We start from the raw sequence: 13,905 nt of genomic DNA, 5'->3' as shown, positions 1-13,905 counted from the left end.
AGTGAGTGCTAAATCCTAATACAAAAATAACAGACCCTAAGGTCTGTTGTCAAGTCAATCCAATCGTTTGAGTACGGCGATTTCATCGCAGCAATACTGTTTTTTGCAATGCATACAATCTTTCCAAACCTTCTCCGGAAAAATCTCTTTTGGTACAAGGGTAAAACCATTTTTTTGAAAAAAAGCAACTTCATACGTTAGCGCCATTACTTTCACAATACCTTGGCTTCTTGCTTCTTCAACCAAGAAATCAACAAGCTTGCCGCCAATTCCTTGCCCTTTGAAGCCTGGCGTCATACCTAGCGAGCGAATCTCGACAAGATCTGGTCCAAGCCTTGTAAGGGAGCCGCAGCCTATTAACGTACCATCATGCTCGGCAACGACGAAAGAGTCAATTTGCTCCTCCAGCATTTCCTTGGTACGCGGCAGCATAATGCCCTGCTTCGCATAGCCTTGTATAATTTCATAAAGCTTCTCGATATCGATGATCGATGCTTTCCTAACGGACACTGTAGTTGATGAATTCACTGTCATCCCACCAATCGCAACAAAAATGCACAAAACCCACGCTAGCGTCCTCACAGCCAAACTGCTGTAACGCTTGTGGATTCATGTATAAATATACAACATACCGTATATTTGCACAAGGGATTTTTTGCCCGACGCCGGGTTAAGTCCAAGAAGTGCCTAAGTTAAGAAGGAAGCAAACACTTCATTGCCCAGCAATATGCCGTGTTTGGATAATCGATACCCGTCTGGCGTTCGCTCCAGCAATTTTTTCTGTTCCCAGCCTTTAATTGTTTCTCCGAAATGCGCTTCAATCGTATCTCCAAACTGATCTTGGAAGTCGACATTCCGAACGCCTTCCAATAAACGCAAGCCAACCATCATGAAATCCTCCATCGCTTCTTGCCGCGTAACTTCAAATTGTTCCATGATTGGCAACCCGACTTTAGTGGCATCAATGTATGGCTGAATTCCTTTCACATTAACATGACGCTGCCTATTCATATAACCATGCGCGCCTGCGCCAAGCCCATAGTAAGAGCGATTACGCCAATACATCGTATTGTGCCTGCTTTCTCGCCCTGGCTTCGCAAAGTTGCTAATCTCATATTGCTTGTAACCTGCTGCTTCCAAACGCTTCATGATGAGCTCATACATATCGACCTCTTCATCTTCACTTGGCAGCGGCAGCTGATTTTTGTTGAACAACGTATGGAACAACGTATTTTCTTCCACTTTTAAACTGTAGATGGAGTAATGCTGTAGATCGAGCGATAAAGCTTCATCCAAGGTCGCTTGCATGATCTCGACGGTTTGTTTCGGCAAACCAAACATTAAATCGATAGACAAATTGTTAAACCCAAGCTTTTTGGCATTCTCAATGCTTCTATGCACATCATCTGTATTATGAATACGGCCAATCGCCGCAAGCAGATCATTGTTAAATGACTGCACGCCGAAGCTTATCCGGTTGACGCCGCCTTCTTTCATAACCGCAAGCTTATCTTCATCCGTTGTTCCCGGATTCGCTTCCATCGAGAATTCGACTTCTGCCGCGTCAGCCGGAAAATAAGTCCGGACCATCCGCAAGAATCGTTCCATTTGATCAGGAAGCAAAACCGTCGGTGTTCCTCCACCTACGAAGATTGTTTCTACTTTGGCCGGCGGGTTATTTTTTACAGTAAGCTCCATTTCACGTTCCAGCGCATCTAAATACTCCATCACAGGCTGGCCTTTGAGCACGTAGGAGTTAAAATCGCAATAATGGCATTTATTTGTGCAAAACGGGATATGAATGTACACAGCGGTTGGAGCTGCATAAGTAACTAACATAGGGGTATTTCCTTTCTATCCTGGACATCCGAATCGCCGTCCTGATGGACGAGCGCGTTTGTCTAGGTTATCAACTGATAAGAAGCCAAGGGGCAGAGTACTCTGCCACCCCAGCTTCTTATTCACTGCAAACTATTCGTCTATTTTGAGTACAGCCATGAACGCCTCTTGCGGCACTTCCACGCTGCCGACCTGCTTCATGCGCTTTTTACCTTCTTTTTGCTTGTCGAGCAATTTCCGTTTACGCGAAATGTCACCGCCGTAACACTTGGCAAGGACGTTTTTCCGCATTGCTTTAACGGTTTCACGAGCTACGATCTTTTGTCCGATTGCCGCTTGAATCGGCACCTCGAACATTTGACGAGGAATCAAATCCTTCAATTTGTCGCAAATGATTTTGCCGCGGTTATATGCGGTATCACGGTGAACAATGAAAGAAAGCGCATCGACCTGCTCAGAATTGAGCAAAATGTCCATTTTCACGAGATTCGACTTCTTGTATCCGGACAATTCATAATCAAAGGACGCGTAGCCTTTGGTTCTGGATTTCAACATATCAAAGAAGTCATAAACGATCTCGGACAATGGGATGTCGTAAGTCAATGTGACGCGATTCGAATCCAAGTACTCCATGTTCAAGTATTCGCCGCGTTTGCCTTGGCATAGCTCCATGATCGTGCCTACATAATCATTCGGCACAATGACGGAAGCTTTGACATACGGCTCTTCAACGAAATCGATACGCTGTGGATCCGGATAGTTCGATGGGTTATCAATGTCCATCACATCGCCGTTCGTTAATGTGATGCGGTAGATAACGCTTGGCGCCGTCGTGATCAGCGGAATATTGAACTCACGTTCAATACGTTCCTGAATGATTTCCATGTGCAGCAGTCCCAAGAAACCGCAGCGGAAGCCAAATCCTAACGCTGTCGATGTTTCAGGTTCGAAACGGAGTGATGCGTCATTGAGTTCCAATTTCTGCAGAGCTTCACGCAAATCATTGTAATCCGTTGTTTCGATTGGATACAATCCACAGAAAACCATCGGGTTAATGCGTCGGTAGCCTGGCAGCGGCTCTGGCGCTTGGCGATCCGCTTCGGTTACCGTGTCCCCGACGCGCGTGTCTCCGACATTTTTGATACCGGCAACGATAAATCCAACATCTCCGACTTCCAGCGATGGAACTGAGGACATTCTTGGCTTGAACGCGCCAACCTCGATGACTTCGAACGTTTTGTTGGTCGCCATCATCTTGATTTTGGAGCCTGCCTTGATCGAACCGTCTACAACACGCACATAAACAATAACACCTTTGTATGCGTCATAGTGAGAGTCGAAAATCAACGCTTTGAGCGGATTGTCTGGATTGCCCTGTGGTGCCGGCACCTTCTGACAAACTTGCTCGATGATTTCCTTAATGCCAATGCCTGCTTTCGCAGATGCGTGTACTGCTTCACTAGCATCAAGCCCGATCACGTCCTCGATTTCCTGCTTCACTTTATCGGGATCAGCGCTTGGCAAATCGATTTTATTAATAACGGGTAAAATTTCCAAGTTATTTTCAAGCGCCAGATATACGTTAGCCAGCGTTTGAGCTTCAATTCCCTGTGCAGCGTCTACAACCAGCAAAGCTCCTTCGCAAGCCGCAAGGCTTCGGGATACTTCATAAGTAAAGTCGACGTGTCCTGGTGTATCAATCAGATTAAGGATATAATCAATGCCGTCATCTGCCCGATAATTCAGTCTTACCGCTTGCAGCTTGATTGTAATCCCGCGTTCCCGCTCCAGATCCATTTGGTCAAGTACTTGCTCCTGCATCTCACGGGTCGACAGAGCACCTGTATATTCCAAAATTCGGTCAGCAAGTGTTGATTTGCCGTGATCGATATGAGCGATGATAGAAAAGTTTCGAATTCTTGATTGTCTTTCGCGAATGTCAGTCATGCTAACGTAATAACCCCCACAACATGCAAATAATTTTCATTATAGCAGTTGTGGGAAGTTGCAGCAATGTACACCCTTATCCTTTGCCCAATATGGCGTCAAATATCGACACGAACAACTTAATTCCATGATGCGATGCGATTTGCAGCAGGTCTCCGAGTTTATTTCCCACATGATTCAGAGAGTTGTCGTGGTCGGCTACGGGATCCGGTTTCTTTTCGGTTTCAGGTTTTGCGTTCGAACCTGCATTTGCTTTAGCTCTAGCATCACCATTGGGGGTTGGAGACGGGTTTGCCTTACCGGCACTTGCAGCAGCAACTGTCCCATTCCCTGCTGGCTTCACGGGCTCTTGAGCGGCGGTTTTCGCAGAAGGCTGAGGACCTTGAATTCGTTCCATCCCGCTGGACGCTAAGCTGACACCGAATAAAATGCAGAACAGCAGCAGCAATCCGAACAAGCTCACCTTGATATAAAAGTGCCTCAGCTTCATGATAAAGCCTCCTTTAATTTTCATAATGTTGCCTCTAAGCTTCTTCATTCCCTCAAATTATTTAAGATTGCTTGGGACTTGCAGCCGGGGCGTCAACTTTCTTCGCATTCAAAATCACTTCTGAAATGGCATCGGCCAGCCAATCTGTTGTTCGGTAGCACTCCTCCAATGAATTGTAGGGACCGCCTACCTCAATCAATATGTTGTTTGGCGAAAAGTTCTGATTATACAATCCATTGCCTTCACTAGCTTCCTTCGCATGGATCCCTTTGGAGATCCCAGGATGTTTGGCTTCCAAAACTTGATGAATCTTATTGGCGAACTCCTCATTCTTTTTCCAGTTTGGATTCTTTCCGCCGATGATGAAATACACCTGTGCGTAATCCTTGCCGTCAATCGTAACGGTTGTTTTATTGCGTGCCGCGGAATCGCGATGGAGATCGAAATAATACTGTAAATCCGGATGCTGGGCGGCTGCTTCCTGCAATGTTTTCAAGGAATATTTATAAGAGTATGGATATTCGAAATTTTTAACCGTGCTTGGATAAATGGTTTGTGAATGAACAGCTCCGATTCCGTCTTTTTCCAGATTCTGCGCCAGGCGTTGGCCGACGGAAATAATATTGACTTTATCGCTATAAGCTTTGTCCGGATCCGTAACTCCCTTGAGTTCAGGCAGGAAAGATTCATTGCTATGTGTTTGGTAAATGAAAGCTACATTGTCACCTGCTGATTTGGGCGGCTGACCTGTTTGACTCACAATTGGCGTTGTAGTACCTGTTGGTATGGGTTCGGGCGTTGGGCTCGGAGGATTCTTGGCCTCTGCTTCCAGATCCGTGGAGACGGGATTGTAATCGACAGGATCGCTCGGGTTCGCTTCGCTTCCTTTGACCAGGACGGTTGACTTGTTGGCATCCATACCTGGAACTTCGCTGGCCACCAAACTTTTCGGATCGCTTGGATTAATGTCCGTCAGGAACTGGAAAGCAAAATGGAAGACATTATGCTGAGAGAACGTAAATTTCTTCTGGTCTTTATTTAGATGAGGCACTTCCATGCCAAGCATATCGATAAAAAACTGATTCGTGACAGATGCGGCTAAACTTTTCATCGACGAGACCGGCGAGGTCGTTATGACTTTATTCTGCAGATAGCCCCCTACGCCAACTAAAACAAAAATGGCTAATGTTGCTGCGCTTAGAATAAAGAACGTTTTTCCGACGGAACTGGCGCTTTGAAAGGTTTTTCGGACGTGGCTGAGATTGAGAGTGGCTGAAGTCCATTTCATAGTCTGATTCCTCCTAAACTATCTTAATTCAATCTATGAAACGAGCCCCGTCGATAGAACTCTAAACGATAGATTTTTTTGATAGAAGGAGATAAAAGGTTGGGGAGAATTCGCTCAAGCAATAGCATCAAATTTCATGGAGTGAACGCTCAAATAATATAAAAAGAACCCCATCAGGGGTTCTTGGATGTTTCATATAAAGTTAAGCCAGGGATTCGAAATCGAACGATCCTTTGGCTACGATGGTTATTCCGCTTGGTTTGTTAAGAACAGTGGGGCCGTTATATAATTTGGTTTTATCGGTAGCTTTGTGTGCATGTTTGGCGGTTAGTCGGTTACGAACTTTCTTCATGTGCTTCAGCATAGAGAATCCTTCCTTTCACAATGGATTTGAGTGAAGACACGAGCTTCGCGTTTTTTTCCGATAACTCCATCATAACTTGATGATGATTGCGCTGCGGAATATCCGCTCTTGTTTTGAAATGTATGGAAGAAACGATGGTTGGATGCAGCTTTACGCAATATATATATTCAAACTCGCCATCTTCTTTGTCCTTGGCTCGCCCGAGGTAGATGTTCGTATCTTTGCCGCGGTAACATTCCGCTAGATAGCTGGTAGGGTCATTCACATGAAAGCTGTGATTGTTGCTGACCTGTCCCGCACGGCCAAACTGCTGTAAAGTAACTCCGTCATCAAGAAGCTCAAACAACGTTGCAGCCGTCACTTCTTGAAGCTCAATTATACCACAATTGGTATCAAATGTCTTATGGAATTTGTCTAGAACGCGGTCATAATCCACGTTTGAGACGCTCAGCGAGTCCAGTGCATCAAAGAGGAAACTGCGAATGGCATCATTTTTTTTCATATCCGATGGTTTCATACGTTTCTTATGTGCAGCAATGCTGCTTTTCATTGGATAAAGATGAGGGCCTGCCAACTCCCCGATCTCTCGATTGATTTGCGTGTCATCGACCCGCAGCGGGTTATAGCCTTCGAGGTATTCCGGCAGTTCACCGTCGCTCGACATCACAATAAATGTTCTGCTGTGCCCTAGCTCACCAATACATAGACCGATGAGTACCAAGAGATTGGCATAAGTCACCTTATGCTGCATGTCCTCGCGCGTCAGAATCAGCAGTGCAAAATCCGTTTCTTCAATATGCTTTTTGAGCATCTTTAATTTATGCTGCGATGCCGTCAGTACACCTTGGTTAATAACGGTGACATCAGCCGCCGAAGCTAGCTGCGATTGATAGAATTCCGCCCAAAGTAGACTTACAGGCGAACAACCTATAAACATTTTAGGTTTCATTTTATTCTCAATCCTAACTCTTTCAGCATTCGTTTCACGGTGTATGTCGCCGGTCCAAGTCCCGCCATCAAGCCGGATGGATGATTTGCTTTATAGGTAAGCGGTGTCAATCCCAAGAGGTCTGTGGCAATATGTAAGTCTTCTTTTTCCGGGATGAGAAAATAGGTTCTTTCTAAGCCGATTTGCCCGATGAATAATCCCAGCTCCAGGATAACGTTATCGCGGACGGTGCTGACAACCGAATCTCTCAAAAGCGTTAAATCATTTGGTTGAAAAACAAAGATAGCGAAATCACTTGCTTGAGCCTGCTTAATTAGCGGGGCTAACGTTGTATGTGAAGGCGGGAATAGCAACTGACTCCAAACCGTGACATCACAGGAAAAATGGAGATTTGACTGCAAAGCCTCTGCTACTTCAATGCTTTCAGCAGACGACCCAATGAATAGCTTTGCCAGCTGTGTGCTGCTCACAGTATCACTTCCTTATTTTAAGGTGATTGTCTGTTACTTCGACACCTGCCATCTTTTTCCTTCCAGATCAAGCTAACAATGGGCAAAAGAAAGAACTGTTCTACGAAGAATATCGCAGAGACAGTTCTGGTATGTTCAGTGCGTATAAGCCGCTACATTCTCAACGCCAACTGCATCATGCAGTGCCGCATTCAAACCGCTGGCGATAATATTGGCGATGTCCTCAATAAACTGGTCAATTTCCTTCGGAGTAACTAACAAATCGTGGCCGACAGGGTTTAGCACTTCTTTGACGAGCTGAAGGCGCTCCTCCTCGTGAATATTGTCCAGCAGCCCAAGTATTTGTCCTGTATTGGACGTCTGTTCGCTAAAATGCTTTTGCATGAGGTCGAAGGCGTTATTGACAATGGTCGAAGCATACACAACCGTTGGTACGCCAATGGCCACTACAGGTATGCCAAGATTCTCCTTTGTTAACCCTTTGCGCTTATTGCCGATACCGGAGCCCGGATGAATGCCTGTATCAGCAATTTGGATGGTCGTATTGACACGATCGAGTGATCTGGAAGCCAATGCATCGATCGCAATGATGAAATCAGGTTTGGATTTTTCAACAATCCCGAGCACGATATCACTGCTTTCAATCCCCGTTGTCCCAAGCACCCCAGGAGCTACCGCACTGACAGGGCGATAACCTGGACTCACATCTTCCGGCATCAGTTCAAAGTAGTGACGTGTAACCATGATATTGTCAACTACAAGTGGGCCGAGCGCATCAGGAGTGACGTTGGAGTTGCCGAGCCCAATAATAAGCGCTTTGGCATTCTGAGGAATTCCTATGTCCCGCAAAAACTGCTCGAATTCTTGGGCCAGCTTCGTAGCTACACGGTCCTGCAATTGGCTGTCTTTTTCGCGAAGTGCAGGAACTTCTATTGTTATATAATGACCTAGGAGTTTGCCAAGGGCTTTGGAGCCTTCTTCATTTTTGACATTAATTTTGGTAACGCGTATCCCATTTTCACGAGTCGACTCCTGTTCAATACCAGGTATCGGCTGCCCTTGATTCGCTGCATGAACCATATCCCTTGCATCCAGCGCAAGATCCGTATGGGTTGTAAAAGAGCTTAAGTCCATAGAAGTTCCCCTTTCTGAGGTGCTTTGCATCTCTTAGTGTGTGACGAATTTGAGGCCGTTATGCAAATGGAAAAGCCACTGAAAACCTATTGACAGGTCTTGCATTTTCAATAGTTGCATGGTAGAATACTTAAAGTTGTCAGCAAACATACAAATGTAACGTTGAACCGTGTTTTGTAAGTAGGAGGTGAATTTCATGCCAAACATTAAATCCGCTATTAAACGAGTAAAAGTTAGCGAAAAGCGTCGTCTTCGTAACGCTTCCCAAAAGTCCGCTCTGCGTACTGCTGTGAAAGCTTTCGAAACAGCTGTAAGCCCAGAAGCTCTAATTAACGCTTCCAAGAAGTTAGATAAAGCAGCTTCTAAAGGTTTAATTCATAAAAATGCCGCTAACCGCAAGAAGTCCCGTCTGGCTAAAAAGCTGAACGCTCTTACGGCCCAAGCGTAATACAGGACATAAAGCAAAAGCTCAGTTCTCTTCCGAGAATTGGGCTTTTTTCCGTTTAACAAAAAACCTTCTTAGGCGGCTAACCTAAGAAGGAACATTTCTAACCCTAGCACTTTATCAATTTTCCCGGTCTTCATCTGGAAATCAAGATCAGCCAGCTGGGACATGATATCGCTCAGTTTCTCAATATTGTATTTCCGCGCTTGACCTTCAGCCACCTTCACCGCGAAGGGATGCAGTCCGATCTGAGAAGCCATTTGCTGCTGGGAGTAACCTTGCTTGCTAAGCTCTTTCACCTGCAGCATAATGCGAAACTGCCTTGCAATAAGCGCGGCTATTTTAATAGGCTCTTCCCGTTGTTTCAGCAGTTCTTCTAAAATAACAAAGGCACGATCCAGCCTTACGTTCACAATGTCTTCAATTAGTATAAAAACGTTCTGCTCCGTGCTTCGAGCGACAAGCTGATCAATAACATCTGTGGTTGCCTCGCTCCCAGCCCCCACATATAAGGAGATCTTCTCGATTTCTGCGGATAGTGATTGCAAATTACCGCCTGTGTATAGAATCAGTTGGTCCGTAGCTTCCCCGGTAAACGAGAACCCCCGCTGACGCGCTCTAGCAGCCACCCATTGCTGCAGCTCTTCTGGGCTTAGGGACAAGAAGGGAACAGCCGCCTCCATGTCTTTGAGCGCTTTAACGATTTTTTTGCGCTCGTCTAATTTATCCGCGTCTACAGTAAACACCACGACAGTGTGCTCAGCAGGCGATTTTAAATAATCGGTTAGACGGTCTAATTGATGCTCAATTTTGTTGCTTTCCTTGGCCCCTGTAAAAAACAGCGCGTTTTTGGCGATGACTAGCTTTTTAGGTACCATGAATGGAAGCGTCTCCGCATCTTCAAGTACGGATGAAAGCGATATTTCGCTTAAATCGAATTTACTCACAGCAAATTCCTTATGTTCCGGCTCAATAAGCGAATCTGTTAACACCTGAATAAACTCTCTCATTTTATATTTCTCAGGACCGTAGCACAAATACACGGGTGCTTGCCGCCCTGCTTGTATATCTTTCAATGCTCTCTTTGCGTCCATAGCTGGCGTTCACTCCTCGCCTTCATTTTACCAACAACAAAGGGATTACGTCAAAGTCCTCCGACCTTGAAGTAATCCCTTTGTCTGTCTATTTAAACACCGGTTAAAGGCTCTAGAAACCTTAGACCGTGTGGGCGAACCCCCTAGCATACTTTCGCTTCCCTTTTGTATAACATACGCAAGAGCCCCTCTAATGGTGCGCTCATTTTAAAGCTTTTTACGGAGATACTTCCGTTTTGAGCTTCACATCAACGCGAATGGTATGAAGGGTGCCCCCGCTTTGCACTTGATAAAAGAATTTGTCATCCTTGGACCACTCGACCAATGTGATCTGATCCTCTGGCTTCCACACTTGCTTGGACTCGAAAATAATCTCCAAAGTTTCACTATTACGGATCACGACGTGATGATCTTCAACTGCCGCCGTTAACGCCCCTGTCGCTGACTTCATAAAATTATCTGTGACTGGTACAGTCATCGCAAACATACCTGCCCCCGAATCTCTCTCAATCCCTTTTTTTGCAGATGGGGTAGGTGAAGGAGTTGGTGATGGCTGTATTGTTGCTGCCTTCTGATCATTATCAGCTTTAGTGGGAGCAACTGGCGCCGGATTCGGACTCACTTGATTCTGGTTTGCAGATTTCTGCTCATTTCCGCCAGTTGAACCTGAATCTTTCATTCGTGCAGGCTCCGAAGTTGAAGGAACCGTGGGAGTCGTATCTTTGGAGTCCACCGATGTCGACGTACTAATCGTTCCCGGTTTTTCAAGTGGTGCATTCGTTGTAGCCTGCGGTTCCGCTACATTAGACCCCGCAGATGGAGACTCCTGCCCCGCTGCCGGTGCAGAACCAGAAACAGCATCGCTTGGCGCAGGTGACTCGGTAGCGCCAGGACTACCTGTACCTTTCATCTGATTCTGAACTTCTCGATTCATCTTCAGGTCTGGGGCAGCAGCTTCCTGATGACCAGCCTCTTGATTGGATGCTGCCATTGGCAGCAAACCATCAGCATTATCCATCACAGGATGCTTCATGTTAAAAGCAAAGAATCCAATAATGAGACCCGCGGCAACGACGCCACTTGCAAATTTCCAAGAGAACTGCGATCCTAATCGGCGTGTCCAAGGGAGTTTCTTGCGCTGTCCTTGTTCGATATGGCTAACTTCTGCGTTAAAGACAGCTGCCTTGTCGGTAATGGACGCCGCGGCACCTTTATCAATCTCATCTAGCTGCGGCAGAATGGCATCGACCAAGCTGTATGGAGGGACTACCTTCGGTAATTGGGCGAGTTCACCCGACAATCTTTGTAAACGTTCAAACACTTGTACACAGTCTAGACAATAGGCTAAATGAGCATGGAGCTCATCTTCCTCTTGCGAGTTCAAATCTCCATCCAGCTGCCTTTGCATAAGTTCCATCACCTCTTGACAATTCATCCCCGAACACCTCCTTTCTGATAATCTTGGAGCAACAATTGTAACTGTTGTCTAGCTCGAAATAAGTAAGACTTCACCGTATTTAGCGGTAAATTTAACGATTCGGCAATTTCATGATACGAAAAGTCCTGCAAATAACGGAGAACAACAACAGACCGATGGTGCTCGGGAAGCTTATCGATTGCTTCTCGAATATCTTTGGCTAAATAGCCAGACATAATTTCATATTCAACATTTTGCTCTGCAGTAAACGTCATATCATGCTCATCAATAGAAACCGTAGGTTTCGCCTTGCGAAATTTATCGATGCAGATGTTCGTTACAATCCGCTGCACCCACGTCTTAAACAACGCTTTTTCTTCGTATGAGTTGATTTTGGTATAAATCCGAAGGAGCGCCTCCTGTGAAGCATCAAGGGCATCTTGTTCATTATTCAAAATATAATAAGCGGTTCGATAGACGTGAGACTCAATTTCTCGCAATAGGGTAATGAGTGCATCACGATCACCGGCCTGAGCTCTTTTAACCAGTTCGGGTGCTACCACTGGGATCCCTCCCTCTTGCAATCTTACAGACGCGGCAACGTCTCATAATGTTGCAGTATTTTTAGAATAAAAAATATAAAGGCTGTTTGCAACTTCCAGAATAACAAACTTTCGTGAATAAATACACAACTTAGACGTAATAGAAGCGTGTTAGTTTAATCCATTTGGATGAATTTGTTCATTCCCCTTTCTGATTTCGGTCAAATTACTATTCATTCTAAACCTTTTCCATCATTCGGAAAGTACTATGTTTGCGTAGTACCTTACAAAAAACCGTTTATTTCTGACTAAAGTGGTAAATATTACTGAGAAGCTACTTATAAGCGGAGGGCTTGCCGTGTTCAAACAATTATTCGGAAGAAGACGCATGTCTCACAGCAGCATAATGTACTCACAAGCAGTAAAACCATCCTCATCAGACCAAACCAAAGTCATGCTACCAACCCTGCAAGATAACTTAAATACAATCAGAACGCTGCTTCATCAGCCTAGCGACCTCATTATCAGACAGTTTACGGTTGGCCAGGAAGAGTATCCTTGCGCAATTGTCTGTATTGATGGCCTTGTAGATACAACACTCGTTAACGAGCAGCTCATTAATCCGATGCTTCATTCCGCCTTACAACCTGTAGGCTCAGCCCTGGAACTTTTGAACATCTTAACGCAGCAGGTTTTAACTAGCTTCGAAATCGAAACCGGTGAGCTTCTAGACGAGGCACTCTTAGAGATCCTTTCCGGAAACACATTGATTTTACTGGATAATCTGTCTCAATACATTATTGTCACGAGCAGCGGCTGGAAATCCCGAGGCATTGAGGAACCGCAGACGGAATCCATCATTCGCGGACCGCGGATCGGTTTCACCGAAGATTTACGAACAAATACCGCGCTCCTTAGAAGACGTATAAAAGAAACCAATCTTGTTTTTGACACTTTTCAAATCGGCCGAAGAGCTAGAAGAAAAGTTATCGTCACGTATATTGCCGATATCGTCCATCCGGATCTGGTAAAGGAAGTTGTGCGGCGCATCAATAGTATTGATATGGATGATATTGAAGGTTCCGGTTATTTGGAGCAATGGATCACAGATAGCTTTCTGAGCCCTTTTCCTGTCATTTTGAATACAGAACGGCCTGATAAAGTATCCGGCGCTCTCCTCCAAGGTCGCGTAGCCATTCTAGTTGACGGTGATCCATTCGCCCTCATTTTGCCGATTACGTTTTCCTCCAGCTTACAATCACCTGAGGATTACTATCAAAACTGGCTGATCTCCACGTTGACTCGGATACTGCGGCTGATATCAGCCTTTATTGCTACCTTCCTGCCTTCGCTCTATATTGCATTACTTGAGTTTCATCACGGGATGATTCCGTCCAAGCTTGCCTTTTCTATCGCGGGAGCGCGGGAAGGTGTGCCATTTCCAGCTGTTATTGAAGCATTCGTTATGGAATTCACATTGGAGCTTCTTCGAGAAGCAGGACTGCGTCTTCCTAAACCCATTGGACAAACGATTGGGATCGTAGGAGGTCTAGTTATTGGAGAATCCGCGGTAGCTGCCGGTATGGTAAGTCCAGTTATGGTTATCGTCGTTGCTGTCACAGCCATTTCCTCTTTCTCTTTACCATCCTACTCATTTGCCATTTCCTTGCGCGTCATGCGGTTCGGCATCATGCTGTTCGCGGCATTCCTTGGATTGTATGGTGTCATTCTGGCTTATATCATGATCAACATCCATATCGTTAATCTCAAAAGCTTTGGAATCCCGTACTCCACACCGTTTGCACCTATGTTCATTCGCGACTGGAAAGATCTCGTCTTGCGTGCTCCTCTTCACTTCATGAAGAAGCGGCCTCAAATGCTTCAAACCAACAATGATGACAGAATGAAAACCAAGGAGAAATAAAG

Annotated in this window: 14 protein-coding genes; 2 read left to right on the top strand and 12 right to left on the bottom strand. The window is 45.4% G+C overall.

The window, feature by feature from the left end:
• Positions 1–54 precede the first annotated feature (54 nt).
• The 9 genes from ACUN27_RS13250 to gpr all read right to left on the bottom strand — a co-directional run bounded on the left by ACUN27_RS13250 (position 55) and on the right by gpr (position 8,481).
• The gene (locus tag ACUN27_RS13250; RefSeq protein WP_326063793.1) at positions 55–528 is read right to left on the bottom strand and encodes an N-acetyltransferase; all 474 of its coding nucleotides are present in this window, start codon (positions 526–528) and stop codon (positions 55–57) included.
• Between the two features lie 159 nt (positions 529–687).
• The gene (gene hemW / locus ACUN27_RS13245; protein ID WP_315952262.1) at positions 688–1,839 is read right to left on the bottom strand and encodes a radical SAM family heme chaperone HemW; all 1,152 of its coding nucleotides are present in this window, start codon (positions 1,837–1,839) and stop codon (positions 688–690) included.
• 132 nt (positions 1,840–1,971) lie between these two features.
• Positions 1,972–3,786: a translation elongation factor 4 gene (gene lepA / locus ACUN27_RS13240; RefSeq protein ID WP_315952263.1), complete on the bottom strand. Its 1,815-nt coding sequence runs from the start codon at positions 3,784–3,786 to the stop codon at positions 1,972–1,974.
• Positions 3,787–3,862: 76 nt separating this feature from the next.
• Positions 3,863–4,276 carry a DUF3679 domain-containing protein gene (locus ACUN27_RS13235; protein WP_326063794.1) on the bottom strand — a complete coding sequence of 138 codons (414 nt, stop codon included), beginning with the start codon at positions 4,274–4,276 and terminating at the stop codon, positions 3,863–3,865.
• Between the two features lie 61 nt (positions 4,277–4,337).
• Complete coding sequence (spoIIP, locus tag ACUN27_RS13230; RefSeq protein ID WP_326063795.1) at positions 4,338–5,564, bottom strand: stage II sporulation protein P; 1,227 nt, start codon at positions 5,562–5,564, stop codon at positions 4,338–4,340.
• A 202-nt stretch (positions 5,565–5,766) separates the two neighbouring features.
• Positions 5,767–5,916 carry a hypothetical protein gene (locus ACUN27_RS13225; protein ID WP_315952267.1) on the bottom strand — a complete coding sequence of 50 codons (150 nt, stop codon included), beginning with the start codon at positions 5,914–5,916 and terminating at the stop codon, positions 5,767–5,769.
• Positions 5,900–6,877: a TIR domain-containing protein gene (locus ACUN27_RS13220; protein ID WP_326063797.1), complete on the bottom strand. Its 978-nt coding sequence runs from the start codon at positions 6,875–6,877 to the stop codon at positions 5,900–5,902. The genes ACUN27_RS13225 and ACUN27_RS13220 overlap by 17 nt, the downstream gene beginning before the upstream one ends.
• A complete protein-coding gene (locus tag ACUN27_RS13215; RefSeq protein ID WP_315952269.1) occupies positions 6,874–7,347 on the bottom strand; it encodes a nucleotide-binding protein in 474 nt (157 codons plus the stop codon). The genes ACUN27_RS13220 and ACUN27_RS13215 overlap by 4 nt, the downstream gene beginning before the upstream one ends.
• Positions 7,348–7,482: 135 nt before the next feature.
• Positions 7,483–8,481, bottom strand: a complete 999-nt coding sequence (gene gpr, locus ACUN27_RS13210; protein ID WP_315952270.1) for a GPR endopeptidase — start codon at positions 8,479–8,481, stop codon at positions 7,483–7,485.
• Between the two features lie 196 nt (positions 8,482–8,677).
• Here gpr and rpsT point away from each other — a divergent pair, with 196 nt between their 5' ends.
• Complete coding sequence (gene rpsT / locus ACUN27_RS13205; RefSeq protein WP_028557986.1) at positions 8,678–8,929, top strand: 30S ribosomal protein S20; 252 nt, start codon at positions 8,678–8,680, stop codon at positions 8,927–8,929.
• 71 nt (positions 8,930–9,000) lie between these two features.
• Here rpsT and holA read toward each other — a convergent pair whose 3' ends face one another.
• The 3 genes from holA to ACUN27_RS13190 all read right to left on the bottom strand — a co-directional run bounded on the left by holA (position 9,001) and on the right by ACUN27_RS13190 (position 12,000).
• Positions 9,001–10,020 (bottom strand): DNA polymerase III subunit delta, encoded by a 1,020-nt coding sequence (holA, locus tag ACUN27_RS13200; RefSeq protein WP_326063798.1) that lies wholly within the window; start codon positions 10,018–10,020, stop codon positions 9,001–9,003.
• 217 nt (positions 10,021–10,237) lie between these two features.
• Positions 10,238–11,455, bottom strand: coding sequence for an anti-sigma factor family protein (locus ACUN27_RS13195; protein ID WP_326063799.1), 1,218 nt, complete (start codon positions 11,453–11,455; stop codon positions 10,238–10,240).
• Entirely contained in the window at positions 11,452–12,000 is a 549-nt protein-coding gene (locus ACUN27_RS13190; RefSeq protein WP_127449845.1) for an RNA polymerase sigma factor, read from the bottom strand. The genes ACUN27_RS13195 and ACUN27_RS13190 overlap by 4 nt, the downstream gene beginning before the upstream one ends.
• 337 nt (positions 12,001–12,337) lie before the next feature.
• Here ACUN27_RS13190 and ACUN27_RS13185 point away from each other — a divergent pair, with 337 nt between their 5' ends.
• Positions 12,338–13,903 carry a spore germination protein gene (locus ACUN27_RS13185; protein ID WP_315952278.1) on the top strand — a complete coding sequence of 522 codons (1,566 nt, stop codon included), beginning with the start codon at positions 12,338–12,340 and terminating at the stop codon, positions 13,901–13,903.
• Positions 13,904–13,905: the final 2 nt, after the last annotated feature.

The sequence above is a fragment of the Paenibacillus sp. WC2504 genome (assembly GCF_052682475.1).
This window is presented reverse-complemented; position numbering and strand designations above follow the sequence as displayed.

Excerpts from the sequence above, each read along its gene's own strand:
- hemW (WP_315952262.1), bottom strand. The coding sequence starts at position 1,839 with ATGTTAGTTACTTATGCAGCTCCAACCGCTGTGTACATTCATATCCCG.
- lepA (WP_315952263.1), bottom strand. The coding sequence starts at position 3,786 with ATGACTGACATTCGCGAAAGACAATCAAGAATTCGAAACTTTTCTATC.
- ACUN27_RS13235 (WP_326063794.1), bottom strand. The coding sequence starts at position 4,276 with ATGAAGCTGAGGCACTTTTATATCAAGGTGAGCTTGTTCGGATTGCTG.
- spoIIP (WP_326063795.1), bottom strand. The coding sequence starts at position 5,564 with ATGAAATGGACTTCAGCCACTCTCAATCTCAGCCACGTCCGAAAAACC.
- ACUN27_RS13225 (WP_315952267.1), bottom strand. The coding sequence starts at position 5,916 with ATGAAGAAAGTTCGTAACCGACTAACCGCCAAACATGCACACAAAGCT.
- ACUN27_RS13220 (WP_326063797.1), bottom strand. The coding sequence starts at position 6,877 with ATGAAACCTAAAATGTTTATAGGTTGTTCGCCTGTAAGTCTACTTTGG.
- gpr (WP_315952270.1), bottom strand. The coding sequence starts at position 8,481 with ATGGACTTAAGCTCTTTTACAACCCATACGGATCTTGCGCTGGATGCA.
- rpsT (WP_028557986.1), top strand. The coding sequence starts at position 8,678 with ATGCCAAACATTAAATCCGCTATTAAACGAGTAAAAGTTAGCGAAAAG.
- holA (WP_326063798.1), bottom strand. The coding sequence starts at position 10,020 with ATGGACGCAAAGAGAGCATTGAAAGATATACAAGCAGGGCGGCAAGCA.
- ACUN27_RS13195 (WP_326063799.1), bottom strand. The coding sequence starts at position 11,455 with ATGAATTGTCAAGAGGTGATGGAACTTATGCAAAGGCAGCTGGATGGA.